This is a genomic window from Haloarcula halobia (genome assembly GCF_029338255.1).
GTDB lineage: Archaea > Halobacteriota > Halobacteria > Halobacteriales > Haloarculaceae > Haloarcula > Haloarcula halobia.
The window spans coordinates 1,026,201-1,052,438 of the sequence record NZ_CP119787.1 but is presented as its reverse complement, the minus strand read 5'-3'; the positions used below and the strand labels follow the sequence as shown (position 1 = coordinate 1,052,438).

General features: G+C 70.0%; 27 protein-coding genes and 1 pseudogene. 17 read left to right on the top strand and 11 right to left on the bottom strand.

What is annotated here, in order from left to right; genetic code table 11:
• Positions 1 to 30: 30 nt before the first annotated feature.
• Positions 31 to 984 (top strand): WD40/YVTN/BNR-like repeat-containing protein, encoded by a 954-nt coding sequence (locus P1K88_RS05605; protein ID WP_276413216.1) that lies wholly within the window; start codon positions 31 to 33, stop codon positions 982 to 984.
• Here P1K88_RS05605 and P1K88_RS05600 read toward each other — a convergent pair.
• Positions 981 to 1,367, bottom strand: a complete 387-nt coding sequence (locus tag P1K88_RS05600; RefSeq protein WP_276413215.1) for a hypothetical protein — start codon at positions 1,365 to 1,367, stop codon at positions 981 to 983. The two genes, P1K88_RS05605 and P1K88_RS05600, sit on opposite strands and share 4 nt — an antisense overlap.
• Positions 1,368 to 1,490: 123 nt before the next feature.
• Between P1K88_RS05600 and P1K88_RS05595 the strand changes: the two genes are divergently transcribed.
• Together P1K88_RS05595 and P1K88_RS05590 are read left to right on the top strand one after the other, a co-directional pair.
• Positions 1,491 to 1,928 carry a DUF5518 domain-containing protein gene (locus P1K88_RS05595; protein ID WP_276413213.1) on the top strand — a complete coding sequence of 146 codons (438 nt, stop codon included), beginning with the start codon at positions 1,491 to 1,493 and terminating at the stop codon, positions 1,926 to 1,928.
• Positions 1,929 to 1,973: 45 nt separating this feature from the next.
• Complete coding sequence (locus P1K88_RS05590) at positions 1,974 to 3,056, top strand: geranylgeranyl reductase family protein (protein ID WP_276413211.1); 1,083 nt, start codon at positions 1,974 to 1,976, stop codon at positions 3,054 to 3,056.
• A 6-nt stretch (positions 3,057 to 3,062) separates the two neighbouring features.
• On the opposite strand, the gene P1K88_RS05585 is transcribed toward P1K88_RS05590, so the two are convergent.
• Entirely contained in the window at positions 3,063 to 3,293 is a 231-nt protein-coding gene (locus tag P1K88_RS05585; protein ID WP_276413209.1) for a DUF8151 family protein, read from the bottom strand.
• Between the two features lie 81 nt (positions 3,294 to 3,374).
• On the opposite strand from P1K88_RS05585, the gene P1K88_RS05580 reads away from it, so the two are divergent.
• Both P1K88_RS05580 and P1K88_RS05575 read left to right on the top strand, forming a co-directional pair.
• Positions 3,375 to 3,602, top strand: a complete 228-nt coding sequence (locus P1K88_RS05580; RefSeq protein WP_276413207.1) for a DUF7860 family protein — start codon at positions 3,375 to 3,377, stop codon at positions 3,600 to 3,602.
• Positions 3,603 to 3,660: 58 nt separating this feature from the next.
• Positions 3,661 to 4,056 carry a hypothetical protein gene (locus P1K88_RS05575; protein ID WP_276413205.1) on the top strand — a complete coding sequence of 132 codons (396 nt, stop codon included), beginning with the start codon at positions 3,661 to 3,663 and terminating at the stop codon, positions 4,054 to 4,056.
• On the opposite strand, the gene ygfZ is transcribed toward P1K88_RS05575, so the two are convergent.
• The 4 genes from ygfZ to mutL form a co-directional block, all read right to left on the bottom strand.
• Complete coding sequence (gene ygfZ / locus P1K88_RS05570; protein ID WP_276413203.1) at positions 4,047 to 5,132, bottom strand: CAF17-like 4Fe-4S cluster assembly/insertion protein YgfZ; 1,086 nt, start codon at positions 5,130 to 5,132, stop codon at positions 4,047 to 4,049. The genes P1K88_RS05575 and ygfZ overlap by 10 nt on opposite strands.
• Positions 5,133 to 5,170: 38 nt before the next feature.
• Positions 5,171 to 6,406 carry a PGF-CTERM sorting domain-containing protein gene (locus P1K88_RS05565; protein WP_276413201.1) on the bottom strand — a complete coding sequence of 412 codons (1,236 nt, stop codon included), beginning with the start codon at positions 6,404 to 6,406 and terminating at the stop codon, positions 5,171 to 5,173.
• Positions 6,407 to 6,480: 74 nt separating this feature from the next.
• Positions 6,481 to 7,425, bottom strand: coding sequence for a sugar kinase (locus tag P1K88_RS05560; protein WP_276413199.1), 945 nt, complete (start codon positions 7,423 to 7,425; stop codon positions 6,481 to 6,483).
• Positions 7,426 to 7,462: 37 nt separating this feature from the next.
• On the bottom strand, positions 7,463 to 9,481 hold the full coding sequence (gene mutL, locus P1K88_RS05555; RefSeq protein ID WP_276413197.1) for a DNA mismatch repair endonuclease MutL: 2,019 nt from the start codon (positions 9,479 to 9,481) through the stop codon (positions 7,463 to 7,465).
• A 365-nt stretch (positions 9,482 to 9,846) separates the two neighbouring features.
• On the opposite strand from mutL, the gene P1K88_RS05550 reads away from it, so the two are divergent.
• The 6 genes from P1K88_RS05550 (at position 9,847) to P1K88_RS05525 (ending at position 13,462) form a co-directional block, all read left to right on the top strand.
• Positions 9,847 to 11,103 (top strand): HAD family hydrolase, encoded by a 1,257-nt coding sequence (locus P1K88_RS05550; RefSeq protein ID WP_276413195.1) that lies wholly within the window; start codon positions 9,847 to 9,849, stop codon positions 11,101 to 11,103.
• Between the two features lie 70 nt (positions 11,104 to 11,173).
• A complete protein-coding gene (locus P1K88_RS05545) occupies positions 11,174 to 11,680 on the top strand; it encodes a hypothetical protein (RefSeq protein WP_276413193.1) in 507 nt (168 codons plus the stop codon).
• Between the two features lie 52 nt (positions 11,681 to 11,732).
• Complete coding sequence (locus P1K88_RS05540; RefSeq protein ID WP_276413192.1) at positions 11,733 to 11,936, top strand: DUF8149 family protein; 204 nt, start codon at positions 11,733 to 11,735, stop codon at positions 11,934 to 11,936.
• 64 nt (positions 11,937 to 12,000) lie between these two features.
• Complete coding sequence (locus P1K88_RS05535; protein WP_276413191.1) at positions 12,001 to 12,132, top strand: hypothetical protein; 132 nt, start codon at positions 12,001 to 12,003, stop codon at positions 12,130 to 12,132.
• Between the two features lie 48 nt (positions 12,133 to 12,180).
• The gene (locus tag P1K88_RS05530) at positions 12,181 to 12,777 is read left to right on the top strand and encodes a class I SAM-dependent methyltransferase (protein WP_276413190.1); all 597 of its coding nucleotides are present in this window, start codon (positions 12,181 to 12,183) and stop codon (positions 12,775 to 12,777) included.
• A gap of 130 nt (positions 12,778 to 12,907) precedes the next feature.
• Positions 12,908 to 13,462, top strand: a complete 555-nt coding sequence (locus P1K88_RS05525) for a DUF7992 family protein (protein WP_276413188.1) — start codon at positions 12,908 to 12,910, stop codon at positions 13,460 to 13,462.
• A gap of 15 nt (positions 13,463 to 13,477) precedes the next feature.
• Here the strand turns inward: P1K88_RS05525 and mutS are convergent, their stop codons facing one another.
• Entirely contained in the window at positions 13,478 to 16,153 is a 2,676-nt protein-coding gene (gene mutS / locus P1K88_RS05520) for a DNA mismatch repair protein MutS (protein ID WP_276413186.1), read from the bottom strand.
• A 175-nt stretch (positions 16,154 to 16,328) separates the two neighbouring features.
• Between mutS and P1K88_RS05515 the strand changes: the two genes are divergently transcribed.
• From P1K88_RS05515 to P1K88_RS05505, 3 genes are read left to right on the top strand one after another with little or no spacing between them, the layout of a single operon-like run.
• Positions 16,329 to 16,760 carry an arsenate-mycothiol transferase ArsC gene (locus tag P1K88_RS05515; protein ID WP_276413185.1) on the top strand — a complete coding sequence of 144 codons (432 nt, stop codon included), beginning with the start codon at positions 16,329 to 16,331 and terminating at the stop codon, positions 16,758 to 16,760.
• Between the two features lie 40 nt (positions 16,761 to 16,800).
• Entirely contained in the window at positions 16,801 to 18,879 is a 2,079-nt protein-coding gene (locus P1K88_RS05510) for a PGF-CTERM sorting domain-containing protein (protein ID WP_276413183.1), read from the top strand.
• 51 nt (positions 18,880 to 18,930) lie between these two features.
• Positions 18,931 to 19,959: an AIR synthase family protein gene (locus tag P1K88_RS05505; RefSeq protein ID WP_276413182.1), complete on the top strand. Its 1,029-nt coding sequence runs from the start codon at positions 18,931 to 18,933 to the stop codon at positions 19,957 to 19,959.
• A 564-nt stretch (positions 19,960 to 20,523) separates the two neighbouring features.
• Here P1K88_RS05505 and P1K88_RS05500 read toward each other — a convergent pair.
• Positions 20,524 to 20,688, bottom strand: coding sequence for a DUF7331 family protein (locus tag P1K88_RS05500; RefSeq protein ID WP_276276413.1), 165 nt, complete (start codon positions 20,686 to 20,688; stop codon positions 20,524 to 20,526).
• Positions 20,689 to 20,835: 147 nt separating this feature from the next.
• Here P1K88_RS05500 and thiD point away from each other — a divergent pair, with 147 nt between their 5' ends.
• Positions 20,836 to 22,191, top strand: coding sequence for a bifunctional hydroxymethylpyrimidine kinase/phosphomethylpyrimidine kinase (gene thiD / locus P1K88_RS05495; protein WP_276413179.1), 1,356 nt, complete (start codon positions 20,836 to 20,838; stop codon positions 22,189 to 22,191).
• Between the two features lie 3 nt (positions 22,192 to 22,194).
• Here thiD and P1K88_RS05490 read toward each other — a convergent pair whose 3' ends face one another.
• Positions 22,195 to 23,055, bottom strand: coding sequence for a class 1 fructose-bisphosphatase (locus P1K88_RS05490; protein WP_276413177.1), 861 nt, complete (start codon positions 23,053 to 23,055; stop codon positions 22,195 to 22,197).
• A gap of 226 nt (positions 23,056 to 23,281) precedes the next feature.
• Between P1K88_RS05490 and P1K88_RS05485 the strand changes: the two genes are divergently transcribed.
• Together P1K88_RS05485 and P1K88_RS18415 are read left to right on the top strand one after the other, a co-directional pair.
• Positions 23,282 to 23,914, top strand: coding sequence for a DsbA family oxidoreductase (locus P1K88_RS05485; RefSeq protein WP_276413176.1), 633 nt, complete (start codon positions 23,282 to 23,284; stop codon positions 23,912 to 23,914).
• Positions 23,915 to 24,140: 226 nt separating this feature from the next.
• A pseudogene (locus tag P1K88_RS18415) lies at positions 24,141 to 24,413 on the top strand (sulfite exporter TauE/SafE family protein); the annotation flags it as partial.
• 64 nt (positions 24,414 to 24,477) lie between these two features.
• Here the strand turns inward: P1K88_RS18415 and P1K88_RS05480 are convergent.
• Both P1K88_RS05480 and P1K88_RS05475 read right to left on the bottom strand, forming a co-directional pair.
• Positions 24,478 to 24,606 (bottom strand): hypothetical protein, encoded by a 129-nt coding sequence (locus tag P1K88_RS05480; RefSeq protein ID WP_276413174.1) that lies wholly within the window; start codon positions 24,604 to 24,606, stop codon positions 24,478 to 24,480.
• On the bottom strand, positions 24,599 to 26,122 hold the full coding sequence (locus P1K88_RS05475; protein WP_276413173.1) for an aldehyde dehydrogenase family protein: 1,524 nt from the start codon (positions 26,120 to 26,122) through the stop codon (positions 24,599 to 24,601). Before P1K88_RS05475 ends, P1K88_RS05480 begins: the two co-directional genes overlap by 8 nt.
• Positions 26,123 to 26,238: the final 116 nt, after the last annotated feature.

The window sequence follows — 26,238 nt, the reverse complement described above, 5'->3', positions numbered from 1 at the left end:
TTTCTGTCGCGCCGACGCCAACGGTGGGTCATGTACGTCTACGGCGGACTCACGGACCGCGTGCTGGTCGGCGACGGCACGGAGTGGACCGACCGGCTCCGGGGCCGGACCGTCGAGTGCGTCGCGGCCGACGCGGCGGCCCCCGAACGGGCGTTCGTCGGCACCGTCGAGGCGGGCCTCCAGCGGACGGCGGACGGCGGCGAGACGTGGACCGCTGCGCTCGAGGCCGGCGACCGGGTCACTGGCGTCACCGTCAGTCCCCACGACCCCGAGGTGGTGTGGGCGGGGACCGAACCCAGCGCGGTCTACCGGTCGACGGACGGCGGCAGGTCCTGGACCGGGCGCGAGGGGCTGACAGAGCTGCCGTCGGCCCCGCGCTGGTCGTTCCCGCCCCGCCCCCACACGCATCACGTCCGCTGGATGGCGGTCGCCCCGGACGACCCCGAGCAGCTGTACGTCGCCATCGAGGCCGGGGCGTTCGTCCGCTCTCCCGACGGCGGTGCGACGTGGGTCGACCACCCCGACGGCGCCCGGCGGGACAACCACACGCTCGCGACCCACCCTGACGCCCCCGACCGGGTCTACACCGCCGCGGGCGACGGCTACGCGCGCTCGGACGACCGTGGCGAGACGTGGACGGCCCCGCAGACGGGGCTGGACCACCAGTACGTCTGGAGCGTCGCCGTCCACCCCGAGGACCCGGACGTGGTCGTCGTCGCCGCCGCGAGCGGTCCGTACGCGGCCCACAGCACGACCGGCGAGAGTTACCTCTACCGCCGGACGGGCGGGGCGTGGACGCGGTCGATGGCGGGCCTGCCCGCCCCCGACGGACTCGCCCGGGCGGTGCTCGCGACCGACGACGAGGCCTTCTACGCGCTCACCAACCACGGCCTCTTCCGGTCGGCCGACGGCCGCGAGTGGGACGCGGTTGGCCCCTGGCGAGACGCCTCCGACCAGGTGCCCCGGGGACTGGCAGTCGTCTAGAGCGCGCCGTCGAGGAGGACGACGGCGCCGGTGGTCGCCACGGCCAGGACCCCGGCGACGGCGAGAATCCGGAGGGCGCGCTTCCGGTCGGCCCTGACCGCCTCGCGTTCCGCGACGGCGCCGCTGGACCCGCCCGACCCGGAGAGGTCGTAGCGGGCAAGCGCCCCGAAGGCGACGCAAAACTGGAAGTAGTCCTGGAGGACGCCGACCCACCCGCCAAAGAGGAAGGGCGCGGTCGCCCACAGCGCGGTGTCGGGCAGCTGCCCGAGCGCCACCGCGATGACGATTGCCGCCGCGACACCGAACGACCCGACACCGGAGAGCCGGCGTGCCCGACGCTGGTCGGCCCCGATGTTACAGACCCCCGGCTGGTACTCGACCATGGCACCGATTGGAGGGCCGGGGATAAATCGACTCGGGACCGAACCGGCCACCCGCGGTCGACACCGCTCACACCCGGATCGGCAGCACCTGCGTTTTTGTGATTTCGGTGTGTACGTCCGGCGATGTCCCCGACCGACCCCTCCACCCGGACCACACGCGCCGTCTGGACGTACGCGCTCGTCGGCGGCCTCGTCTCGCTCCCGGTCACGGCGGCCGCCTACTGGCAGACCGGCACCGAACTGAGCCTCAACGTCGTGTTTCTCGGCGGCCTGCTGGCCGGCACACTCGCCCGGCGGCAGGGGCTCTCTGGCACTCGGACCGGGTTCCGGGCCGGCCTGGTCGGCTCGCTGCCCGCGCTCTGGATGGGGGCCGACCTGGGCGGCTTCGTCGCCGGCCTCGCCGAACCGGCGTGGTTTCGCGCGGTGCAGGTCGTCGTTCTGGTCGTCCTCGTCGCGGCACTGTTCGGGCTGGGTGCGCTGCTTGGCTCGCTCGGCGGCCGTCTCGGCGCCTGGTTCGTCGAACGGTTCGGCGGCCGTCGGCCGTCGACCGCCGGGCGCTGACCGGAATCGGGAACATATTTGACGCGTGACACCCACACCGGAGGTATGCACGACGTCGTCGTGGTCGGGGCCGGACCGGCCGGGTCGCGCTACGCCCGCCGGGCCGCCCAGCGAGGGCTCGACGTGCTCGTCTTCGAACAGGGGACGGTGGGCGAGCCGCTGGCCTGTTCGGGCCACGTCAGCACCGACATCTGGGAGTACACCGAGGACGCCCGCGACGAGCTGTTCCAGAACGCGATCTCGGGCGCGCGGTTCCACACCGGCGGACCGGGCAGCGCCGACCACCCGTTCTACCGGGACGAGGTCATCTCGAACGTCATCGACCGCGTCGGCCTGGACCGCCACCTGGCGGACCTGGCGCGGGAAGCCGGCGCGGACGTCCGCGAAGGCCACACCGTCGTCGGGGTCAGCGAGGACCGCGACGGCGTCCGCGTCAAGGTTCGCGGCCCGGACGGCGTCGAGACCCACCGGGCGAAGCTGGTCGCCGGCTGTGACGGTCCCAAGAGCCGCGTCCGGCGGGAACTGGACATGCCCGACCCCGGCGAACTGCTCCACGGCGTGCTCGGGTTCACCGACGAGGTCGACGACGGCGACTTCGTCGACGTCCACCTCACCGTCCCGCGCTTTTTCGCCTGGCGCATCCCGCGCGGCGAGGCGGGCGTCGAGTACGGCCTCGCCGTGCCGCCGGGCGACGACGCCCGCGGTCGTTTCGAGGCGTTCTGTGCGGGCTACGGCGTCGAGACGGACCACCGCTGCTCGGGCCTCATCCCCGTCGGCCCGCCCAGGCGAGTCACCGGCCGCCGGTCGTTCCTCGTCGGGGACGCCGCCGCCCAGACCAAACCGTTCACCGGCGGCGGCATCCTCTATGGCATGACCGCGGCGGACCACGCGGCCCGCGAGATCGACCCCGACGACCCGGGGACGCTGGGCGACTACGAGCGGGCGTGGCGGGCGGACCTCCGCTCGGAGATTCGCCTGGGGCATGCCGTTCGCGCCGGCTACTCGATGCCCGAACCGGTCCAGAAACTCGGCATGCGCGCCTTCGAGGGGGAAATCGGGGTCCACATGGACCGGCCGACGACGCTGTTCTCGCGCGAGCAGCTGCGGGCGCTGCTCACGCGGCCCTGAGGGTGGTCAGTTCGACGGGGATGTGACCCGCGCCACGATTCGCTTGTAGCCGAGCAGGTAGACGCCGGCGTAGAGCGCGATGGCGCCCATCCACAGCTCCCACAGGCCGAGCATCGACTGGCCCGCAAGCAGGTTCGCGAGGCCCGCGCTCTCGGTCAGCGCCCCCACGACGGTCAGCAGGCCGGCGGCGACGAGCGAGAGCAGCAGGTCGGCCAGTTCGGTGACGATAGCGTTCATCACTCACGCCAACGCCGCTTTCGACTATAGGCCTTTCTGAAACCGAAACACACGTGTCGCCCCCCGTGAGAGACGACTGGTATGGGACACACGCGTCAGATGGACCACGCGACGCTCGCCAAACGCGGCTTCCTGCTCGGCGTCGGCCTCTTCGCGCTCGGCGTGCTCGGCGAGGCCTCCGGGCCCGCCCTCGTCGGCCCGCTGCCGGCCTGGGGCGACATGCTGTTGACCGACATGGAAGGGTTCGGCATCCTCCTCGCGCTGTTCTCGCCGCTCGTCTTCGGCATCGTGCTGCCGCTCGTCGAGTGATCGACGGCGGTCGAACCAGGTACAACCTATTTACGGGGCGCCGGCGACTCTCTGCCGTATGGAAGCCGCTCGCTTCACTACGGCATCGGCAGTGGTCGCCCTGCTGGGGTGTGTCGTCGCGTTCGTCGGACCACTCGCGCTCGGTGCGAACCCGGGCATCCGCGGGAGCGTGACGCTCTCGGCGGTGGTGGGTGCCGTCTTCGCCGCCAAGAACCTCCTGACGATTCGCGGCCGCGGCCGCCCCCGCCTCGCCGCGGGCGTCATGGCGACGGCCGTCGGCGTGTGGCTCATCCTCGCACCGCTCCAGTACGGGAACGTGCGACCGGCGTTGACCGCAGTCACGCAGTTCGGCGGGATGAGTCTCGCGGCGTTCTCGGCGTACACGGCGCTGGTCGCCGTCGAGTACTATCTGGGCGAGTCGGACCTGGCGGCCGACGACGCGGGTTACTCGTAGGTCGGCAGTCGCGCCGACGTCGCAGAGCCCTCGACGAAGGGCAGGGACACCCGCTGGGCCCCGACCGGGTCGTCGTCGACGCGGACGGTCAGCGCGTCCGCGGGCAAATCCCAGTCCAGGGTCGCCATGGCGATGGGGGCCGCGCGCATCGGACTGTCGACGGCGCGAGTCACCTCGCCGACGTGCTCGTCGCCGGCGAAGACGGCCGCGCCCGGTTCGGGCAGGGCCTCGACGGCCAGGCCGGCGAGTCGCGTGCTCGGGTGCCCGCGGTTCTCGACCCGGGAGACGACTTCCTGGCCGACGTAACACCCCTTCTCGAAGTCAAGCGCGTTGCGCAGGCCCAGGTCGTTCGGGAGGGCCCCCTCGATCTCGGTGTCGAACAGCGGCGTCCCCGCCTCCAGCGTCAGCGTCTCCCAGGTCGTGTACCCGAACGGGACGGCGTTGAGCCCGCGGTTGACGAGCGTGTCGAACACCCGCTCGGCGTCGTCGGCGCGACAGATGACGTCGTAGCTCTCCTCGCCGGCGAGGTTGTCGGTCCGGACGACGGTCACGCCCGCGTCGCCCAGTTCGCCCCGGTCGAACGTGAGCGGCGCCTCGGGCGAGGCCGCCTGGTGGAGCACGCTCGCGATCTTCTCGGTTGACTTCGGCCCGTGGACGCCGAAGGTGGCGAAGTCGTCGGTCGCGACCTCGAACGCGACGTCCTGGATGAACGTCTTCTCGGCCCACGCCTCGGCCAGGGACTCGGCCGTCTGTGGCGGGGTGAAGACCAGTAGACGCTCGCCGGCGTTGTAGACGTACATGTCGGTCTCGACCCGGCCCTGTGGGTCGAGCAAGAGCGCGTAGGTCCCCTGTCCGTCGGCGTCGGGGACGCGGTTCGAGACGGCGTTGTCGACGTACTCGACCCGGTCCTCGCCAGTGACGACGACGACGCCGTAGCCGAACTCGCAGACGCCGACGACGTTCCGAACTGCGCGGTGGGTCCGCTCGGGGCGGCCGTAGTTGTCGACGACGCGCCGACCCCCCACCTCGCGGAACGTCGCGTTGTGAGCCTCGTGGACAGCCTCGAGAACGGTCATTGTACACCGGTGGGGCCTTCGCGGGGAAAAGCGTCCCGTTAGCGGCGCCGTGCCAGGAAGGCCGCCGCGAGGGCCACTGCGACCAGCGCGGCGACGGGGGTGAATCCGGGGCCCGCTATGCCCGTCGAGTCCGTCGTGGGCTGGTCGGTGGCCGTCGGTGTGGCCGTCTCGGTCGGCGACTCCGTCCCGCCGCCGGACTGGACACCCTCGACGGTGACGGTCGCCGTCAGCGACCCGTTCTCGGCGGAGAAGGTCACGTTCCCGGCCGTCGGGACGGTGGCGGTTATCTCGCCGTCCGCGTCGGTAGTGCCGACCACCTCCTCGCCCCGGCGGACCGTCGCGTTGGGCACCGCCTCACCGTACTCGTCGGTGACCATCAGGCGGACCGACTCGTCGACCACCACGCGTTCGTTGGCCGACGTCAGGTCGATGCGGGGCGTCCGCGAGATGGAAACGTTGACCGTCGTCTCGGACTCCTGGATGGCGAGACGCTGTTCGTATGTCTGGTAGCCGTCCTTGGTGATCCGGACGTCGTAGCGGTCGTTGACCGGTACCGAGATCGTCGCCCCGCCGTCCGAGAGGGTCTGGATGGAGCCCACGTCGCCGACGCGTATCCGTGCCCCGCGCATCGGTTCGGCCGGGTCGAAGTGGTCGTCGACCACTGAGAACGTGACGAGGACCGACCCCTCGGTCAGCGTGAGCGACGTCTCGTTCTCGCCGACGAAGGTGGAGCGGGTCGTGTTCCGGAAGTACCCCGCCTTGGTCGCGATGACGGTGTAGGTTCCCTCCTCGATAGGCGCGGTGGTGACCGTCCCGTCGCTGCCGGTGCGCTGGTCGGTCACGTAGTTCCCGTCGGTGTACAGCCGGACGTGGGCGTCCTCGACGGGGCTGTCGTCGGTCCCGACGACGGACACCGTCGCGGTGGCCGCGGGCGAGACGTCGACGTCGACGCTGCGGGTCGAGGCGTCCTCGACGGTCAGCGGGACGTTGCGGACGTACTCGTCGTCGTGGACGGATATCCGGACGTCAGCGCCCTCGGGGACGTCGACGAGCGCCTGGCCGTTGGCACTGGTCGTCTCGTTGACCGGGCCGCCGCCGTCCCACCGCGCCGAGATGTCCATGTTGCTCAGCGGGTCGCCGTCCTGATCGACGACGGTGACCGTAAGCGTCACCTGTGACTGTGCCGTCGCGGCCCCCGACAGCACCACCGTACTGCCGGCCACGACCAGAAAGAGGACGAGCAGTGTCGCGGCTCGACTCCGATTCTTGAGCATATACGGACACTTCTCGCGGGAGCCTTTAACAGTATGGTCGTATTACCGGGGTGAGAGACAGCGGGGCCTGGGGGTCAGGGGCGGTCGTCGGACTGGGCCGCGACGAGTCGCTCCACCTCGGTGGGCTCTATCGGCGTCAGCGCCCCCGGCATCGTCCGCGTGAGCGCGGCGGCCGCGACGCCGTGGGACAGGGCCTCGTCGAGCGGGACGTCCGCGACGAGGCGTTCGAGGACGGCGCCCACGAAGGCAGCGTGCTGGCCGGTGTCGTCGACCGGCTCCGTCTCGACAGCGTCCCGTTCGTGGATGACGTTGTCGTGGAAGGCGACGGCACCGTACTCGTTTCGCGTCAGGACCACCGTCTCGAAGCCGTAGTCCGCGGCGATGGCGTGGGCCATCTCGCGCGGGCGGCCGTTCGTATCGAACAGGGCCTCGGCCTGGCTCTCGCCCGCAAAGAGGACGTCGACGGCGTCGAAGAGGCCGGACAGCGTCTCGAAGGCCCGTTCTGTGGTCCACAGTCCGGGGTGAAAGTCCAGGTCCAGCGCCGTCGTTCCCGGCATGGCCCGCAGCAAGGCGCCCGCCGTGTCGGCGGCCGTCTCTGACAGCGCGGCCATCGACCCGGCGACGAACAGCGCGTCGGCGGCCCGGAGGCGGTCCATCGGGAGCTCGCCGGGTGTGAGCGTCGCCATGGCGGCGCCGTGCCGGTCCTGGAGGAGGCGGGTCTCCCGCGGGGGCGCGGCGTCCTCGTGGAAGGACAGGCCCTGACGGCCGCCCGCCGGGTCGGCCCAGACGACGTCCGTCTCCAGCCCGTGTTCGTGGAGTTCGGCGACGACGCGGCGCCCGAGCGGCGAGTCGGGGAGCTTCGAGACCCAGACGGCGTCGCCACCGAGGCGGTGGGCGGTGGCGGCGGCGGTGCTGGCCATCCCGTCCGTGTGGAGGGTCACCTCGTCGGCGGTTTCGAATCTGTGACCGGCCGGTGGCGAGAAGCGGAGGGCCGTCTCGCCGACCGTGACGAGTGTCATATCCCCCCATCGAGAGACTGGGGCTTAGTTCAACCGGCTAGGAGCGGCGGCCGCCGTGGCCCGGATAGTCCCGCTCGAAGCGGTCCTCGAGTTCGATCCGGTTCACCTCGATGACGGTCGGCCGGCCGTGGGGACAGGCGTAGGGGTTCTCGCAGTCGTCGAGCGCCGCGAGCAGGTCGCGTACCGAGCCCTCGGTGAGCGACGTGTTGCCGGTCACCGACGGATAGCACGCCAGGTCACCCAGCAGCTCGTCGGCTGCCTGTTCGACCGTCGCGGCCGCCTCGTCGTCGCCCGAGACGAACTGGCCGAGGACGTCCCGGACCAGGTCGGGCCCGGCGGCGTCCGCGACGACACCCGGCACCGTCCGCACCTCGACGGTCCGCTCGCCGGTGCGGGCGGTGTGAAAGCCAAGGCTGGCCAGCGCGTCGGCCCGGCCCTCGAAGACGGCGGCCTCGCGGGCGGTCAGTTCCAGTTCGACCGGGTCGGCCAGCGCCTGGGTCGTCGTCTCGCCCTCGAACTGGCGTTGGAGCCGCTCGTAGTTGACCCGCTCGTCGGCGGCGTGCTGGTCGACCAGCAGGAGGCCGTCGTCCGTCTCGGCGACGACGTACGTGTCGTGTAACTGACCGAGGATGCGCATCGACGGGAGCGAGTCGTGGGTCGTCTCGGGAGCCTCGCCCAGGCGCTCCTGGTCGTGGCCGCCGGAGAACTTCCGGGACGCGGACTGCTCGCGAGCGTCGGGCGACTCGTCCGGTTCGGTCGCCGTGTCGGTCGTGTCACCGGCATCAGTGGTCGCACGGGCCGTCTCACTCCTCTCCGTGGTGCTACCACTCCAGGCAGAACTGGGACCGGTGCTGTCGTCGGTGGCGCCACTCGCCTCACTGGTGGTGTTGCCCGTGTTTCCGGCGGCGTCAGTCTCGTCACCGGGTACCGGGTCGTCCGTCGTTCGACCCGAAGCCGAGGCGTCATCGAGGTCGTCGCTCCCCGACCGGTCCGGGCTGATCTCGGTCTGTTCCGGCGCCGAGCGGCCCCGCGGTGCCGACGAGCGAAGCAGTCCCTCCCGGAGCAGGGCGTCCTCGACGGCGGTCCGGACCTGCCGGCGCAGGCCCTCGTCGTCGGCGAACCGGACCTCCATCTTCCGGGGGTGGACGTTGACGTCGACATCCCCGGCGGGCACGTCGAGGAAGACGACGGCGAAGGGGTAGCGGTCGGGGGCGATCTGGGTCCCGTAGGCGTCGATTACCGCGTCGCGGACGGTGCCGGCGCGGACGTACCGGCCATTGACGTACGTCGTGAGGTACTCCCGGCCGGCGCGGTTCGTCTCGGGATGGGAGACCAGGCCGGAGACGCCGTCCAGCGGGCCGTCGGGGAGGTCGTCAGTTTCGAGCGGAATCATAGCGGTGGCAACCTCCCGGCCGTACACCGACAGCACCGTCTCGCGCAGGTCGCCCTGGCCGGTCGTCGCGAACGTCTCGCGGCCGTCGTGGGACAGCGACACCGCGACGTCGGGGTTGGCCAGCGCGTAGGACGTGACGACGGTGTTGACGTGGGCGAACTCCGTCGAGGCCTGCTTGAGATACTTCCGTCGGGCGGGGACGTTGTAGAAGAGGTCCGCGACCTCGATGGTCGTCCCCTCGGGACACCCTGCCGGCCCGACCGAGGTTACCTCGCCGCCCTCGAGGACGAGTTCGGTGCCGACGTCGCCCCCGCGGGGCCGGGTGGTGACGGTGAGCCGGGAGACGGCGCCGATGGCGTGGAGCGCCTCGCCACGGAAGCCCAGCGTGCCGACGCCACCCTCCAGGTCCGCGATGTCGCGTATCTTCGAGGTGGTGTGTTTCTCGACGGCGCGCGTGACCGCCTCGCGGTCCATCCCGACCCCGTCGTCGCTGACGCGGATGCCCTCGGTGCCGCCGGCCTCGACGGCCACCGAGACGCGGGACGCGTCCGCGTCGATGGCGTTCTCGACCAGTTCCTTGACGACCGAGGCCGGCCGCTCGACCACCTCGCCGGCGGCGATGCGCTCTACGGTCTGGTCGTCGAGTTGCCGGATGTCGGTCATGACGTCCCCCGCATGTCGTCGGTGATAGCGGCCGGGGCGACTTGAGCGTGTCCCGTGTGCGAGCAAAGTGTTAACATGGAACAGTCCTCAGCTGTACACGGTGGAGTCCCATGTGCCACGACAGAGGACGGATACCACCGTGGAACCGCGACCAGGAGAGAATGGACGACAGCGAGACGGCCGACGACGACCTGCCATCGTTCCTCAACGAGGCAAACGAGGACGACGAGGTCGAAGTACTGACCGACGGCGGCGACGAGAGCGGTTGAGCCGGCGACCGGCCGGCAGGACGCCCGTTTTTTCCGTCACCGTCCGGGCCCTACAGTGAAGTGCGCCGGCGTCGACACACCGACCATCGAGAGTCAATGGAGAAATACGACCAGCTCTATCACCTCTACCGGACGACCGACACCGAGACGCTGCGGGCCTACCAGGAGTTCGTGGACCTCTTTCCCCCGTTGCGGTCGACGGTCGCCCTCGACCAGTGGGACGCCGTGCGGGCTGAACTCGACGAGCGCAAGGCGGCCATCGCCGAGGAGTTCCCGACGACCGGAGAGACCTACGCCGAGCTCGCCGCGCGCCTGACCCGCGAGGAGGCGTTCACCGCGCTGGACCTCTACTCGAAGTACGACCGGCCGGTGAACGTCCTCGTGCTCGACGTCGACGAGACGCTGCGGTCGGCCGGCGACACGGACAACGAGATCCCCCGGAGCACGCTCCACCTCCTGACGGAGTTCCACGAGCGGGGCGTCCCCATCGTCGTCGTCACCGGCCAGACCTTAGAGAACGTCAAGGGGTTCATGATACAGGGTCTGGGCAACGAAGTCGTCTCCTCGGGGGACGTGAGCATCGTCTACGAGACGGGCAACGCCGTCTTCACGCCGGGCCACGGCCCCGACACGAAGCGGTTGCTCTACGAGCGCCTCGATCCCGAGATCGGCAGCGTCTTCGAGACGGTGCGCGGGCGGGTCCTCTCGGAGGCACCCGACTCGATTCGCCGCGGCTGTCACCTCCAGGGCAACGAGTTCAACGTCACGCTCAAGCCCAACGCCGAGGTAGGGAGCGAGGCCGCCGCGGCGGTCATCGACGCGGCGGTCTGTCACCTCTGTGCGCTCGTCGGCGAGGCAGTGGTCGAGGCAGTCGACGAGCCGGTCGACGACCCCGCGGCGCTCGCCCGGACGTACTTCGCGAGCGACCCGGAACTGGCCCGCGTGTTCGCCGACGCCGGCGCGTCGACCGACGCGGAGCTCGGCGGTGCCCCCGAGTCCGTGCTGGCGGTCTTCGAGCGTATCGACCTGGGCTACTACGAGGCCGACGCCGTCGAGCTGGTCAGTCTGGAACTGGACAAGGCAACCGGGGTCCAGGAAGCCTTCGACGTGCTGGGCATCGAGGACCCCTTCGGCATCGTGATGGGCGACAGCAAGAGCGACCTGCGCGTGATGGAGTGGGTGGCCGGGGCCGACGCCGGCATCGCCGCGGCCCCGGAACACGCCTCGCAGGCCGTCCTCGACCACGTCCGGGCCCACGACGACCTGGTCTACGAGCCTGGCGAGGCGAGTTCGATCCTCCACGTCGTCTACGGGTTGAACCTGCTCGCCGACCTCGACGAACGCCGGTCCTGACCGTCTCCGTCGCCCCGGTACTCCACGACCCGGCACAACAGTTAGACGGGTCGCGACCCAACGCGGAGGCATGTCACTCGAGAACGTGTTCGGGAAGGTCCCGGACCCCGCGTCGTACACCTTCCCGGACTACTCGCTCCCGCAGGGCGACCCGGTTCGACCGGTCGCCGTCACCGCGGCGGAGCTGACGGCGCTGCTCGACCTCTACGAGCAGTTCGCCGGCGTCGATCCCAGCGGGATGGGCTCGAACCCGTTCGTTCAGGCGACCAGCGACTTCCTCGAACAGACCTTCGGAACCCCGCTCAAGCGGCCCGACGAGCGGCTCCACGACGACATCGCGACGATGCTCAACGACTTCTCGGAGGACCTCGGGGGTGCGTCGATGGGCGTCGTCGACGCCACGCCGGCCCACCACCGGACGCTGTATTTCTTCCTGACCAGCTGCAAGGCCTACCACGTCGCCCCGCACGTCCGGTTCGACCCGCCTGCGGCGGCCATCGAGACGCTCTACGACGTCTACGAGCGCGTCACCGACCAGGAGTTCTACCTGAAGCGGCCGAAGTCGGTGCTCGAGTGAGCTGCCGGGCGGAATCGGTCCGTATTTCACGCCCGCGCCGAGAGTGACGGGTATGGCCAGCGACGACGAACTCCCGGAGATTCCGGTCGTCTGTCCCGAGTGTGACACCCGGACGAAGGTCGCCTTCGACGAGGTGGAACGGGCCGTCAGGCGGCACAACGAGCAGCTCCACGGCGGCGAGGCCGTCGCCGAGGTCGACCCCGACGTGCTCGAGGCGCTGACCGACCACGTGGCGAAGGACCTGGGCCTGCTCTGAGGTCTCGTCCGTACCGGAACAGTCCGGCAGCGGCGTCACCCGTCGCCGTCGCGTCAGGGAACCTATGAGTCTACGCCTCGAGACGGGCTGCCCGCTGTGTGGCCAGGACTGCGACGGCCCCGGCCAGCTCCGGGCCCACCTCCACGTCCACCACCGAAAGAGCGAACTCGTCGAGCAGTGCCTCGTCCCGGAGTGAGCGAGAGCACCGGCGAGGATTCTTGTCGCTGTCCGCCGTAGCGAGCCCATGGACCCGGACGACGTGCGGCGGGCGTGGGACGACGTCGCCGAGACGTACGCCGAGCGACGCGACCCGACCGGCTCGGACGCGGCGCTCATCGACGACCTACTGGCCATGCTCCCCGCCTCCCCGACGGTGCTCGACGTCGGGTGTGGGGACGGCGCGCGGACGCTGGCGAACCTCCCGCCCGGCACCGTCGGCCTGGATGTCTCCCGCCGGAGCCTCGAACTGGCCACCGAGCGGGTCCAGGCGGCCCGACTCGTCCAGGGCGAGATGACCGCCCTGCCGGTCGCCGACGACAGCGTCGACGCCGTCACCGCGTACCACGCCGTGTTCCACGTGTCTCGCAAGCGCCACCCCGCCGTCTACCGCGAGTTCGCCCGCGTGCTACGCCCGGGCGGCCTCGTCCTGCTGTCGCTCCCCGGCGGCCGGTTCGAGACCGTCCGGCGGGGCTGGATGGGCGGGTCGATGTTCTTCTCGGCACCCGGTCGGCAGGCCACCCTGGACCAGCTGCGCGACGCCGGGTTCGACGAGGTGTGGACCGAGGTGGCCGACGACCCGCTCGGGACCTCGACGGAGTTCGCCTTCGCGCGCCTGGGGTGACCCAACGACGGTAGTGTGTAGTTGAGAGATACAGATCGTGAACAGCCCGGGGGCGTTCTGGCTCTCTGAACCGATTGCTGCTACAGTGACCAGCGGTGCGTATTTCCGTCTGACCGACGAAGATTCGGGTATGTCACTCGACGTTCCCGTCCCGGACCCGCCGGCACTCCGTGGCCCCCAACCGCGGGGCGAGTACGACGCCATCGGCGCCTCGACCGACGAACAGGCGGACGACTACCGCCGCGAGGAGATCGCCGAAATCCTCGAGGCGGGCGCCTGGCACGACGGCTTCGAGGAGTGGTCCGCCCAGACCAGCCTGGTGCCGGCCGACTTCGAACTCGTCGTCGAGCACGACCTGGTCGACGAGTTCGACTTCTACTGGGACCCCGCGACCGACGAGGTGGGGTACCGGGCGCCGACGCTGCCCGAGACCGTCGAGCGCGACCTGGCCGTCGGCGACGCCGACGAGATAGCGCTCGAACTCGACGCGCTCGGGCGGGTGGTCTCGGAGATGCTCGAGAACGACTACCTGCCCCGCGACGACGAGACCTTCGGGTTCTTCGACGACGAGGCCCCGGAGTCCGAGTTCGACGCGGAACCGGAACGCGTCCGGGGAGCGAACCCGGGCGAGGAACCGACGGAGGAACCCACGAGAGACCCACTGGGCGACGACACCCGGCGCTGAGCGCCGGCGACCGGGTCAGTCGTCTGCTAGGTCCTCCTGCCAGGCCTGGACCGTCGCCAGCAGTTCGACCGGCGGCGTCTCGTTGACGTCCAGCTCCGAGAGGGCCCGCAGGACGTCCTCGGCCCCGGGGCCGAACCGGTCTTCCAGCGTCGGATCCTGCTGGGCCGAGCCGCCGTCGGCGCTCGTGGGCGACTCCGTGGCGCCGCCGAACGTCCCCGAGGAGAGGTCGAAGACGGCCTGCGTGGTCCCGCCGCCACCGCTGCCCTTCGCTTCGATGGCCTTCTCCTCGCGGAGGCGGTCCAGCACCTCCCGGGAGCGCTCGACGACCGGCCCGGGGACGCCCGCCAGGTCCGCGACGTGGATGCCATACGAGCGGTCCGTGGGGCCGTCCCGGACCGTCCGGAGGAAGGTGACGTCCCCGTCCGTCTCGTCGGCCGCGACGTGGACGTTCTCGACCCGTTCGAGGTGGTCGGCCAGCGTCGTCAGTTCGTGGTAGTGCGTGGCAAAGAGCGTCTTCGCGCGCACCTCGTTGTGCAGGTACTCGGTGGCCGCCCAGGCGATGGAGATGCCGTCGAAGGTCGCGGTCCCGCGGCCGACCTCGTCTAAGATGACGAGCGACTCGTCGGTCGCCGAGTGGAGGATATTCGAGAGTTCCTGCATCTCGACCATGAACGTCGAGCGGCCCTGGGCGAGCTCGTCCAGCGCGCCGACGCGAGTGTAGATGCCGTCGACCACGCCGACGCGGGCCGACCGCGCGGGGACGAAACTCCCGACCTGCGCCAGCAGCGTGATGAGCGCCGTCTGGCGCATGTAGGTCGACTTCCCGCTCATGTTGGGCCCCGTGACGACGAGGAACTGGCGCTGGTCGTCCATCGCGAGGTCGTTGGGCACGAACTCGGTGGTCTGTTCGACGACCGGGTGACGACCCGCCTCGATGGTGAGTTCGCGCCCCTCGAGGACCTCGGGGCGGGTCCAGTCGTTCTCGACGGCGTGGACCGCGAGCGAGGCCAGCGCGTCCACCTCGGCGAGCGCGCGGCCGACGTCCTGTAAGAGCGTCGCCCGCTCGGCGACCCGGTCGCGCAACCCCTCGAACAGCTCGTACTCGAGGTCGTGGCGCCGTTCCTCCAGGCGGAGGACGTCCCGCTCGCGCTCGTCGAGTTCGGGGATGGTGTAGCGCTTCGAGTTCTTCAGCGTCTTGATCTCCTCGTACTCGTCGGGGACCGCGTCGGTCTCGCTCTTGCCGACCTGGATGTAGTAGCCGTCGGTCTTGTTCCGGTCGACCGAGAGGTGCGTGATGCCGGTCCGCGACTTCTCGCGCTCGGGGAGGGTGTCGAGCCACTCCAGGGCGGCCTCGTGTTCCTCGACTAGATCGTCGAGTTCGTCGTCGTAGCCTCGGCGAAAGAGGCTGCCCTGCGTGACCGTCCCGGGCGGGTCCTCGACGAGCGCCGCGTCGAGTTCCGCCGCGAGCGAGGCGGCGGCCTCGCGGTCTGCGCCGGCGAGCGCGTCGGCGACCGGCGACTCCGCGAGGCGTTCGGTCTCGTCGACGGCGCTGGCCACCGCGGGCAGCAGCGCCAGCGTCTCCTGGACCGCCCGCAGGTCGCGGGCGTCGGCGCTCCCGGAGATGGCGCGGGCGCCCAGTCGCTCCAGGTCGTAGGCGTCAGAGAGGGTCTCGCGGATGGCCTCGCGAGCCATCGCCGCCCGGGAGAAGGCGGCGACCGAGGACTGCCGGCGGCGAATCTCGCCGCGGTCCCGCCGCGGCCGCTGAATCCACTCCCGGAGGCGGCGCCGGCCGGCCGCGGTCACCGTGTGGTCGATGGTGTCGAACAGCGACCCCGACTTGTCGCCCTGCATCGTCTCGGTGAGCTCGAGGTTGCGCTGGGTGGTCGCGTCCAGGTCGACGTGCTCGCGGGCGCCGTAGGCCTGCAGGCGCGTGACGGCCGCGAGCGTCCCCACGCCCGTCTCCTCGACGTACGAGAGGACGGCCCCGGCGGCGGCGATAGCCGCGTCGTCGGCGTCGATGCCGACGCTCTCGAGCGTCTCGGCGCCGAACTGCTGGCGGACCCGGTGGCGTGCTCGCCCGGGGGCGAACGACTCCGTAGCGTGCAGGGTCAGCGCCGCGTCGGTCCGCTCGCGGAGGCTCTCGAGGAAGTCGTCGTCGGCACGCAGGTCCGGCCCCGGGAGCACCTCCGCGGGGTCGAACGTGTACAGCTCCGAGAGCACCTCGCCGGCGGTGGCGCCGTCGAGTTGCGTGACCTGGAACTGGCCGGTCGTCACGTCCGCGACGGCCAGTCCGTAGGTGTCAATGTCACCCTCGCGGTGGCGGACGACCGCCGCGAGGTACTGCGCGGCGGCGTCGCCCGTCTCCAGGTGCGTGCCGGGCGTTACCACGCGGGTTATCTCGCGAGCGTGGCCGTCGGTAGTCTCGTGCTGGTCGGCGACGGCCACGCGGTAGCCCCGCTCGACCAGCGCGGCGACGTACGGCGTGAGGTCGTCGACGGGGACGCCCGCCATCGGGTACGAGGACCCGTGGGAGGACTTCTGGCTCACCTTCAGATCGAGTTCGTCGGCGACGACCTCGGCGTCCTCGCCGAAGAACTCGTAGAAGTCGCCACACTGCATCGCCAGCAGGTCCGCGTCGGTGCCCTCCTTGAGCGTGAGGAACTCCCCGACGATGCCCGTCGCCTCGGTCATATCCACTTCTGTGCGTGTCCCCGGGGTAAGGGTTGCGGGAGCGACGCGGACGCGGGACCGATCCCCGGACCGGAATATACCACTAAATAGTAGTATTGAAGTCTGAAGGCACCGAAATCGACATATATCCGGTGGGCGAATCCTCCCTATCGCGGAGCGATTCCGTGGACACAGCATGACCGAGACATTCCGCGTCGCCTTCGTCTGTGTACAGAACGCCGGTCGCTCGCAGATGTCGACCGCCTTCGCCGAGCGAGAGGTTGCCGAGCGCGGCCTCGAGGACCGCGTCGAGGTCGTCACCGGCGGGACCCACCCCGCCGACCACGTTCACGGCGAGGTGGTCGAGACCATGCGGGAGCTGGATATCGACCTCTCGGACCGCGTCCCGCGGACGGTCACCGACGAGGAGCTCAACGCGTGTGACCTGGTCGCGACGATGGGGTGTTCGACGCTGGAACTCGACGCCGACGTCGAGATCCGCGACTGGGCGCTTGCCGACCCGGACGGGCAGGACGCCGAGACGGTGCGGGAGATCCGCGAGGAGATCCGCGAGCGCGTCGCCGACGTCTTCGACGACATCGAGGCGCGACTCGAAACGGCCGCATAACGGGGCAGTTATTTCATTGGGGCCCTGTTAGAAAGTGCGTATGCACGGGGCCCGCCGGGGAGTGGTGGCCACACTCACCGTCCTCGTCGTGCTCGCCGCGGTCACGCCACTCGTCGGAGTTGCCGGCGGGACGACTGCGGAGCCGACGCGGTACGCGACCAGCGCGAGCGCAGCGCAGGTCACCGACGGCGACAGCATCCGGCAGACCCAGACGTACGCGCTGACGCCCTCGCGCCCCGGCGAGGTCCGGGTGACGCTGACCTACGAGATACCCGACCGGGTGGTCAGCCTCGAGACGCAGGTGCCCACCAGCGTGACCGTGGCCGACGCCGACGGGTTCGACCAGGTCAACGAGTCCACCTTCGAGTGGGACGGGACGACCCCGGAGGCGACCATCGAGTACCGGATGAACCCCAACGAGACCCTCGAGACGACGGGGCCCGAGGCGGACTCGGGGACCTACATCAGCGTCGACGCCGGCGAGTGGGCACTGTTCCAGCGCTCGCGGACGCCCACGCGGTGGCAGTACACCGGGACCGAGCCGGTGCGCTTCGAGCGCGGGGTGACGACGGCGGGGGCGGGTGCGGCCGGCGACGACCTGGTCTACCTCGGCGAGCAAGAGAGCGTCAGCCGGACCACCCACGGGCAGACCGTCCGCCTGGTCGTCCCCGCGGCGTCGTCGCTCGCGGAGAACCGGACGGCCATCCTGGACTCGATCGCCAACGCCTCCGACGCGCTCCGGGTCGGCGACAGGGACACGTCGGTGTTCGTCGTCGCGGCCCCGACCGGCGACATCGAGTGGGCCGTCCGCGGTCTCCAGACCGGCGACGCCGACATGTGGGTCCAGGACGGCGAGCGCCTCGATACCGCCGAGAACGTCTGGATACACGAGTACGTCCACTCGAGACAGCGGTTCCGGACGACGGCCGAGAGCCGCTGGTTCACCGAGGCGAGCGCGGTGTACTACGCCGCCCTGCTGACGCTCGAACAGGACCGCATCGACTTCGGAGCGTTCGAGGCCCGCATGAGCGAGGGCGAGCGGGAGGTGTACGACAGCGTCGTCCTGACCGATCCGAGCACTTGGGAGCAAAACCCCGACTACCACCGCGGGGCGCTGGTCGCGGGGCGGGTCGACGAGCGCGTTCGCGTGGCGAGCGACAGCGAACGGACGCTCCAGGACACGTTCCGCCTGCTGAACGGCCGCGGCCAGGCGGTCACGCAGGCGGCGTTCCTCGCGGCCGTCGAGCGTGCGGGCAACGAGTCGGTCCGGGCGGCGGCCGCCGACCTGACCGAGCAGCGGACGGACGTGACGATGTGGGACCAGTCCCGCCACGCCGCCGTCTTCGAGCAGCTGCCGGCCCGCATCGGCTACGGCCTCCCGTCGACGGGCGAGCCGGCGACGTACAACGTGACCGGCCCGTATCGCGAGACGAACCTCGACGGAGGCGGGCCGATTCGGCTGGCGACCGGCGAGACGCTCACGCTGGAGGCCGTCGTCAGCAACGCGGGCGGGACCGAGGGCCAGTACAACGCCACCCTCGACATAAACGGGACCGAGGTGGCGAGCCAGCGCGGGCGCATCGAGCCCGGGGAGGAGGTGCTCGTTCCCCTCTCCCACCGGTTCGTCACGCCGGGACGGTACCAGATGAACGTCGACGGCGACAACGTGACCGTCCGCGTCGAACGGCCGGCGCGGGCCAGCGTCACCGACGTCGAGGTCGACACGCGCGCGGCCGACCAGGGCGACATCGTCGTCGTCACCGCCTCGGTGGTCAACGAAGCCGAGATACCCGGCGAGATCCTGGTCGTGTTCACCAGGGACTTCCAGTCGGTCGCGGAACGCCAGGTCTACCTCCCGCCCGAGAACACGACGGAGGTCTCGACGGGCGTGACGGTGCCCGAAGCCGGCGAGGTACTGCTCTCGGCCGGCGGGGCCAGGGCGGTCAGGGTGACGGTCACGCCCGCCGAGACGCCGACGCGGACGACGACGGCGTCGACGTCGACGTCGACCACCACCACCACGGCGAGCGAGACGACCGGCGGGAGCGCACCGGGCTTTACCGCGGCACTCGCGGTTGTCGCGCTCGTGCTGGCGACACTGCTGGCACGGCGACGCTAGGAACCCCGGCAGATAGCCACTGATTAGTACCACCGCAAGATATCACCGGGTATGTCCGACCTCGGCAAAGTCGACCGCGAGTTCTTCGACGAGTACATCTACCCGCACCTGGGCGCCGACCGCGACGACGTGACGCTCGGGCCGCAACACGGCGTCGACTTCGGCGTCGTGGACGTCGACGGGAAGGCCGTCGCCATGGCGACCGATCCCGTGTTCGTGATGCCCTCGCTCGGGTTCGAGCGGGCGGCCTGGTTCGCGTTCCACGTCCTGATGAGCGACGTGGCCGTCTCCGGGCTGCCGCCGACGCACCTCTCCATCGACTTCAACCTCCCGCCGGAGATCACCGACGAGCAGTTCAGCACCGTCTGGGAGACGTTCGACGAGGAGGCCCGGAAGCTGGACGTCTCGGTCGTCACCGGCCACACCGCGCGGTACGCTGGGTGTAACTACCCGATGGTGGGCGGCGCGACGGCCGTCTCCGTCGGCGACTACGACCGGCTGGTGCGCCCCGACGGCGCACAGGTCGGTGACCGGGTCGTCGTCACGAAGGGCCCGGCCATCGAGGCCACGGGCCTGCTCTCCATCCAGTTCGAGCCCCTGATGGACGGGGAACTCGATCCGGGGACGATCCAGGACGCGAAAGACCGCTTCTACGACATGAGCCCGGTCCGCGACGCCCTGGTCGCGGCGGCTGCCGGCCCGGTGACGGCCATGCACGACGCCACCGAGTGTGGTATCTTCGGCGGTCTCTACGAGATGGCCCGGGCCGCCGGCGTCGGCATCGAACTGGCGACCGACCGCGTCCCGGTCCAGCCCGGGGTCGAGGCGGCGTGTGACTTCTTCGGCATCGACCCGTGGATCTCTATCAGCGAGGGAACGCTGCTGGCCTCGGTGCCGGCCGAGGGTGTCGACGACGTGCTCGACGCGCTCGACGACGAGGGCATCCCGGCTGCCGAGGTGGGCGAGGTCACCGAGGGGTCGGGCCTCGTCGTCGACGGCGACCCGATGGACCACCCCGGCGTCGATCCCTTCTGGGGTACCTTCGAGGAGTACATGGGCAGGCTCGAGGCCCGGGACTGAAGCGCCTGACCGTCGGCCGGCGGCGCCGTCGCTCGGTGGCGATGTCGGGTTGCCGGGAGAAGGACCCGCTTACGGAAGTTCGAGGAGAAAGCCCCGTGCTTCAGCGCGGGGATGAATCCGACAGACGATGACACAAACCACCGACGATGGCCAGTCAGAGTTTGGAACCCTCAATTTTATCTAGTGTTTGATCGTACTCTATGGTGATGGTCTTCCCCACGCACGGTACGACGGTTTCACCGTCCACTGGTCTTCGACCAGCCACCGTGATGGGTGACAAAACCAGAACCATTCCGCCACGTCCTCGTAATGGAGACGCGAATGGCGGTACCCAACAGGCTGAATACCCTGTCGTGGAGGGATGCGGCATTCCCGTTGAAGCGTCCACCAAGTGTGGATGGGAAGGCCCTGTTGACAGGGCTGTACCCGTTGCAATGCACGTCCTCGGTCATAATTGGACGGCTACCGTTGAAGGGTCACGCGAAAGCGTCTTTGAACCCCGAGGAAACACGGAACCTCAAACTCCACTTCGTGGAATCCTCGCGCTTTAGCGCGGGGAGGATGTCAAGCACTTGTTCGTTCCGACGAGGGCCCGACCTCTACCGCGTAGTCGGACTGGAGCCACGCTTCCGGGTTGTCCGTGTCGTAGACGACGACGTCGCCGCCGCCGGTCGTGAAACTGCCGTACCGTTCGTCCGCCTCGTCGGCCTGGTTCGATGCCGGTTCCATTGTCGTACACCGGTTTTGTGGGACTGAGGCACATAAGCTTTTCTCGGGTCTGGTTTCAAGTATTATTAGCATACTAGGATGGCCGCCGGCCGGTGGTTACGTCCCGAGACCACCACCGCTTTGGGGACACCGGCCGAGTGGCCGGACATGAACCGAGCCGACGCGCCAGTCTCCCCGCCGGTCGTCTTGACCGTCGCCGGGAGCGACTCGGGCGGCGGTGCCGGCATCCAGGCCGACCTCAAGACCATCGAGGCCGGCGGTGCCTTCGGCACCAGCGCCATCACGAGCGTCACCGCACAGAACACCACCGGTGTCCAGGGACAGCACCTGCTCCCCGTCGAGGACATCGAGGCACAGATCCGGGCCGTCCGCGAGGACTTCGACCTCGCGGCGGTCAAGACCGGGATGCTCGCGACGGGGGAGGTCGTCGACCTCGTCGTCGAACACGCCGGGGACCTGCCGAACCTCGTCGTCGACCCGGTGATGGTCGCCGCTTCGGGGGACCGACTGCTCGACCCGGACGCCGAGGACGCCTACGAGCGCCTCGTCGCCGAGTCGGCGGTCGTCACGCCCAACGCCGACGAGGCCGAGGTACTCACCGGTCGCGACGTCGACGACCCCGACGCCGCCGAGGCGGCCGGCCACGACCTGGTCGAGATGGGGGCCGAGGCTGCGCTCGTCAAAGGCGGGCACGTCCCCGGCGACGAAGTCGTGGACACGCTGGTGACCGCGGACTCGGTGACGACGTTCCGCCACGACCGGGTCGACACAGCGGCGACCCACGGGTCCGGGTGTACGCTCTCGTCGGCCATCGCCACCCGACTGGCCCACGGCGACGACCTGTCGACGGCCGTGGCGTCGGGCATCGACCTGCTCTCGCGAGCGGTCCGGTACAATCTCGACGTCGGCGAGGGGCCCGGCGCGGTCCACCACCTGGTCGAGAGGCGCAACGAGGCCGCGCGCTACGAGACGAGCGAGGCCGTCGAGCACGCCGTCGAGACGCTCGTCGACCGCGACGTCTCCCGCCTGGTCCCGGAGGTGGGGATGACCGTCGTCGGCGCGACGCCCTACGCGGAGACGCCGGCCGAGACGGCCGCTGTCGAGGGGCGAATCACCCGCACGCTCTCGGGGGTGCGACCCAACCGCGGCGTCCGCTTCGGGGCGTCGACCACCGTCGCCCGCGTCCTGCTCGCGGCCCGCGAGCACGACCCGGCGCTTCGCTTCGCGGTCAACTGCCGCCTCGACGACGCCGTCGAGGACGCGCTGGCCGACCTGGCCGGGTCGGTGCCCGCCTACGACCCCGAAGACCGACCCCCGGACGTCGGGGCCGACGAGACGGCAGCGTGGGGCGTCGGCGAGGCGTTCGAGGCGAGCGAGGAGACGCCCGTGGCCGTCGTCGACCGGGGCGAACTCGGCGTCGAAGCGAGCGCGACGCTGCTCGCGACGGACGCCGGGACGCTCGTCGAGCGGACCACCCGGGTGCTGGACGCGGTCGAGCCCTGAGACTCAGTCGAGCGCCGCCTCGAGTCGGTCGATGAGGGCGACGTTGCCGACGTGCATCGGCGCACACTGGTGGAGCGACTCGGGCTCGGCGTCGAGTATCGAGCCGTCGCCGGTCGAGGACGCCCCACCCGCGGCCTCGAAGACGTGGGCGATGGGATTGCCCTCGAACTGCAGGCGGAGTTTGCTGTCGGGCTTTCCCTCGAGCGCGGGGTACGCGAAGATGCCGCCGTAGGTGAGCAGCTGGTTGATGTCGGCTATCATCGCGCCCCCGTAGCGGAGTTTGAGCTCCTGTTCTATCTCGCGGGCGAACGCGAGGAAGTCGTCGGGCCAGTTCGGGACGTCCCCGCCGAAGCCGTAGATGTTGGGGTCGTCGGGCAGGGTCACGTCCTCGGCGAGCACCTGTGGCTCGTCTCCCTCGAGGAGGTAGTCGGTGACCTCGCCGTCCCGGGCGACGATCATCGTCGTGATGGGGCCATAGAGGACAAAGCCCGAGGCGACGAGGTCGCGCCCCAGCGCGGGCGGGCGCTCGGTGTAGACGCCGAAGATGGTGCCCATGGCGTTGTTCGACCGCAGGTTCGAGGAGCCGTCGAGCGGGTCCATCGCGACGTGGTACTCACCGTCGTCGCGCTCGATCGGGTCCGCGCGCTCCTCGCTGGCGTAGGTGCCGACGCCGTCGATGGACAGGATGACGTCCTCGAACAGTTCGTCGGCGCGGATGTCGGCGGCCATCTGCGTCTCGCCGCTGGGATTGGTCTCCGCGGAGACGGTCCGGTCCTCGACGAGGCCCTCGCGGACGTTCTCGGACGTGTCCGCGATAGCCGAGACGATCTCGTCGACCGTGCTCTCCGAGTCGAACTGCGTCATGCCACCATCGGCCTCCCTGGCGAGCGCGGCTCCGACGTGTGCGTCGTGGTCATCGAGTCCGGGTTCGCCCACACCCTATATCAAACTGTTCCCGGAGAGTGCGGGCGATCGGCGCGTACTCGGTCGAGCGGTGACACGGCGTGGAGGAGACGATCCGTCGCGCCCGTCGTGTCGCGAGGCGGGACGACCGAGACGGACTCTTAACCCTCGAGCGAGTAGGGCCACCATGACACAGGAGTCGGACGAGACCATCACGGTGTACTCGGACTACGTCTGTCCATTCTGTTACCTCGGCCGCGAGTCGCTGCGTCAGTACCAGGACCGGCGTGAGGAACCCCTCGAGATAGACTGGCATCCGTTCGACCTGCGGAGTCAGCAGCGCAACCCCGACGGCACCATCGACCACTCCGTCGACGACGGCAAGGGCGAGGACTACTACGAGCAGGCCAAACAGAACGTCCGAAAGCTCCAGGACAGATACGGCGTGGAGATGACGCTGGACATCGCCACCGACGTCGACTCGCTGCCGGCGCAGGTCGCCTCGTACTACGTCGCCGAGTACTACGACTACGAGACGTGGCTGGCGTTCGACCGGGCCATCTTCGACGCGCTGTGGCAGGACGGCGCGGACATCGGGGCGACGGACCTGCTCGTCGACCTGGCGACCGAGGCCGGCGTCGACGGCGGGGCGGTGCGGTCGGCGCTCGACGACGACGCGCTCCGGGCCGAGGTCCGCGAGCAGTTCGACGCCGCCCGGCGAGAGGGCGTCACGGGCGTCCCCACGTTCGCCTACGACGGGCACGCCGCCCGCGGCGCGGTGCCGCCCGAACACCTCGAACGCCTCGTCGAGGGGACTTGACTCAGGCGTAGAAGGTCCCAGCCCGTGGTCGCCCTGCCAGTCGAACACAAAGAGCGTGTGGGTCGGGACTCGCCCCATGGCCGCCCGTCGGCGCTCTCGACGGTGACCGGGCCCCACCTCGTCTCGGCTGCCCGGAGTCGTCCGTCGGCCGTCTCGGACGCGTAGTCCGGATTCTCGTAGGTGTACAGCGGGGCGGCGGGGACCCCCTGGCCACGTCGCCATCGACATCGACAGTAATCACATCGTCGTCGGGCTGGGAGCCGTCCTCGCCTCGCTGGCCCACGGCTTCGGTGGCGAACTCGTCCCCGGCGCTCACAGCATCGACCCCGCGTCGACCCCGTGGAACGTGGTCGTCTGGACCGTCCTCGCGACGGTCACCGGCGTGCAGATAGCGCCCTACGTCCCTGCGACCCTGGACACCGGCCTCATCGAGACGGGCGTCGGCGTCCTCGTTGCGGTCATCGCCGTCGCGCTCTTTCCGATGGCGTCCGGCGTGGTCGGAGACGCGACGACCGGAGCGGTACTCGTCGTTCGTGTGCGGCGAAAACGTCGCCTGCGGTCGCTCAGTCGGCGCCCTGTCGCGGGCTCCAGCAGCAAATCTCACAGCGCACCAGCCCGAGCGTTCCGGTCAGCGGGCCGCTACAGGCCGGACAGCGCTCGGTCAGTTCGGCGGTCCGCGTCGCATCAGTCATCGTCGCTCGTGACGATGTCCGCCGACAGGCCCTGTGCCATCTGGATGTCCGTCGAGTTGTTGAGCGTCCACGCGGTCCGGTCGGTGACGGCCTCGATTATCTCGCGGGCCGAGGGGAAGCCGTTGCCGGACTTCTTGACGCCGCCGAAGGGCAGCTGGACCTCCGCGCCGATACACGGGAGGTTGCCGTAGGCCAGGCCAAGCTCGGCGTGGTCGCGGTAGTAGTTGATCTGGCGGTAGTCTTCGGAGACGATGGCGCCGGCCAGGCCGTAGTCGGTGTCGTTTTGAATCTCGACGGCCCGCTCGATGTCGCCGTCGTACTCCATGAGCGCGACGTGGGGGCCGAAGACCTCCTCGTGCGTACAGCGCAGGTCGGCGTCGGGGTCGGCCTCGTAGACGAAGGGACCGACCCAGTGGCCGTCCTCGTGGCCGTCGGGGATCTCGTCGGCGTCGAGTTCGGTGCGGTCGACGAGGACGTTCACGCCCTCCTTGCGGGCGACGTCGGCGTAGCCGGTGACCTTCTCTCTGTGGTCGGCCTCGATGAGCGGGCCCATGAACGTGTCCTCGGAGAGGGGGTCGCCGACGGCAACCGTCGAGGCGACGTCGACGAAGCGTTCCCTGAACTCCTCGTAGACGTCCGTGTGGACGATGAGGCGCTCCGAGGAGACACAGCGCTGGCCGGTCGTCTTGAACGAGGACATCACCGCCGAGTGGACCGCGATGTCCATGTCGGCGTGTTCGGTGATGACCACGGCGTTCTTCCCGCCCATCTCGCAGGCGGCCCGCTTGCCGGGGACGCCGCCGACCGCGTCGGCGATCTTGTGGCCGACCTCCGCCGAGCCGGTAAACAGCACCGTCTCGACGGTGTCGGACTCGACGATGGCGTTGCCGGCGTCGCCGAAGCCGTGGACCATGTTGAACACGCCGTCGGGCAGGCCGGCGTCGACGAACAGCTGGGCGATGACGTCGGCGCACTTGGGCGTCTGCTCGGCGGGCTTGAACACCACGGTGTTACCCTCGACCAGCGCGACGGCCATGTGCCAGTAGGGGATGGCGATGGGGAAGTTCCAGGGCGTGATACAGCCGACGACGCCGCGGGGCTTGCGGCGCATGTAGGCGTCTTTCGCCGCGACCTCCGAGGGGACGACGTCGCCGCTGGGATGGCGGGCGTCGCCCGCGGCCCACTCGACCATGTGGGCGGCCTCGACGACGTCGGCCCGCCCCTCGCTGATCTCCTTCCCGCACTCGCGGGTGACGATTTCGGCGTACTCGTCGACGTTTGTCTTCAGGGCGTGGAAGACGTTCCAGAGGTACTCCGCGCGGTCGATGCGAGAGAGCGCGCGCCAGTCGTCGTAGGCGTCCTCGGCGGCCGCGACTGCGCGCTCTACGTCCTCGGGCGTCCCACGGGGGAACTCGCCGAGGGGCTCCCCAGTCGCCGGGTTCTCGCTCGAAAACGAGTCCGAACCGGTTCCGTCCGTCCATTCACCGTCGATGTAGTGTTGATGTGTCGCTCCCATTGCGTCGACATATCACGCCAGGTAGCCAATAGCCCCGTCCGACCATGGACGGGTCGGAGCGACGACAGGTGGCCGAGGCGGGTGGCTGGATCCCACCCGACCATGGTCGGCCGGGG

Bases quoted from the DNA above. Each gene is read 5' to 3' on its own strand.
- mutS (WP_276413186.1), bottom strand. From the start codon at position 16,153: ATGACCGAGGCGACGGGCATCGTCGGGGAGTTCCTCACGCTCAAGGAG.
- P1K88_RS05550 (WP_276413195.1), top strand. From the start codon at position 9,847: ATGGAGAAATACGACCAGCTCTATCACCTCTACCGGACGACCGACACC.
- P1K88_RS05505 (WP_276413182.1), top strand. From the start codon at position 18,931: ATGTCCGACCTCGGCAAAGTCGACCGCGAGTTCTTCGACGAGTACATC.
- P1K88_RS05515 (WP_276413185.1), top strand. From the start codon at position 16,329: ATGACCGAGACATTCCGCGTCGCCTTCGTCTGTGTACAGAACGCCGGT.
- P1K88_RS05595 (WP_276413213.1), top strand. From the start codon at position 1,491: ATGTCCCCGACCGACCCCTCCACCCGGACCACACGCGCCGTCTGGACG.
- P1K88_RS05600 (WP_276413215.1), bottom strand. From the start codon at position 1,367: ATGGTCGAGTACCAGCCGGGGGTCTGTAACATCGGGGCCGACCAGCGT.
- P1K88_RS05475 (WP_276413173.1), bottom strand. From the start codon at position 26,122: ATGGGAGCGACACATCAACACTACATCGACGGTGAATGGACGGACGGA.
- P1K88_RS05490 (WP_276413177.1), bottom strand. From the start codon at position 23,055: ATGACGCAGTTCGACTCGGAGAGCACGGTCGACGAGATCGTCTCGGCT.
- P1K88_RS05565 (WP_276413201.1), bottom strand. From the start codon at position 6,406: ATGCTCAAGAATCGGAGTCGAGCCGCGACACTGCTCGTCCTCTTTCTG.
- P1K88_RS05485 (WP_276413176.1), top strand. From the start codon at position 23,282: ATGACACAGGAGTCGGACGAGACCATCACGGTGTACTCGGACTACGTC.
- P1K88_RS05575 (WP_276413205.1), top strand. From the start codon at position 3,661: ATGGAAGCCGCTCGCTTCACTACGGCATCGGCAGTGGTCGCCCTGCTG.
- P1K88_RS05510 (WP_276413183.1), top strand. From the start codon at position 16,801: ATGCACGGGGCCCGCCGGGGAGTGGTGGCCACACTCACCGTCCTCGTC.
- P1K88_RS05590 (WP_276413211.1), top strand. From the start codon at position 1,974: ATGCACGACGTCGTCGTGGTCGGGGCCGGACCGGCCGGGTCGCGCTAC.
- P1K88_RS05545 (WP_276413193.1), top strand. From the start codon at position 11,174: ATGTCACTCGAGAACGTGTTCGGGAAGGTCCCGGACCCCGCGTCGTAC.
- P1K88_RS05585 (WP_276413209.1), bottom strand. From the start codon at position 3,293: ATGAACGCTATCGTCACCGAACTGGCCGACCTGCTGCTCTCGCTCGTC.
- P1K88_RS05540 (WP_276413192.1), top strand. From the start codon at position 11,733: ATGGCCAGCGACGACGAACTCCCGGAGATTCCGGTCGTCTGTCCCGAG.
- P1K88_RS05480 (WP_276413174.1), bottom strand. From the start codon at position 24,606: ATGACTGATGCGACGCGGACCGCCGAACTGACCGAGCGCTGTCCGGCC.
- thiD (WP_276413179.1), top strand. From the start codon at position 20,836: ATGAACCGAGCCGACGCGCCAGTCTCCCCGCCGGTCGTCTTGACCGTC.
- P1K88_RS05605 (WP_276413216.1), top strand. From the start codon at position 31: ATGTACGTCTACGGCGGACTCACGGACCGCGTGCTGGTCGGCGACGGC.
- P1K88_RS05500 (WP_276276413.1), bottom strand. From the start codon at position 20,688: ATGGAACCGGCATCGAACCAGGCCGACGAGGCGGACGAACGGTACGGC.
- P1K88_RS05530 (WP_276413190.1), top strand. From the start codon at position 12,181: ATGGACCCGGACGACGTGCGGCGGGCGTGGGACGACGTCGCCGAGACG.
- mutL (WP_276413197.1), bottom strand. From the start codon at position 9,481: ATGACCGACATCCGGCAACTCGACGACCAGACCGTAGAGCGCATCGCC.
- P1K88_RS05535 (WP_276413191.1), top strand. From the start codon at position 12,001: ATGAGTCTACGCCTCGAGACGGGCTGCCCGCTGTGTGGCCAGGACTGC.
- P1K88_RS05525 (WP_276413188.1), top strand. From the start codon at position 12,908: ATGTCACTCGACGTTCCCGTCCCGGACCCGCCGGCACTCCGTGGCCCC.
- ygfZ (WP_276413203.1), bottom strand. From the start codon at position 5,132: ATGACCGTTCTCGAGGCTGTCCACGAGGCTCACAACGCGACGTTCCGC.
- P1K88_RS05580 (WP_276413207.1), top strand. From the start codon at position 3,375: ATGGGACACACGCGTCAGATGGACCACGCGACGCTCGCCAAACGCGGC.
- P1K88_RS05560 (WP_276413199.1), bottom strand. From the start codon at position 7,425: ATGACACTCGTCACGGTCGGCGAGACGGCCCTCCGCTTCTCGCCACCG.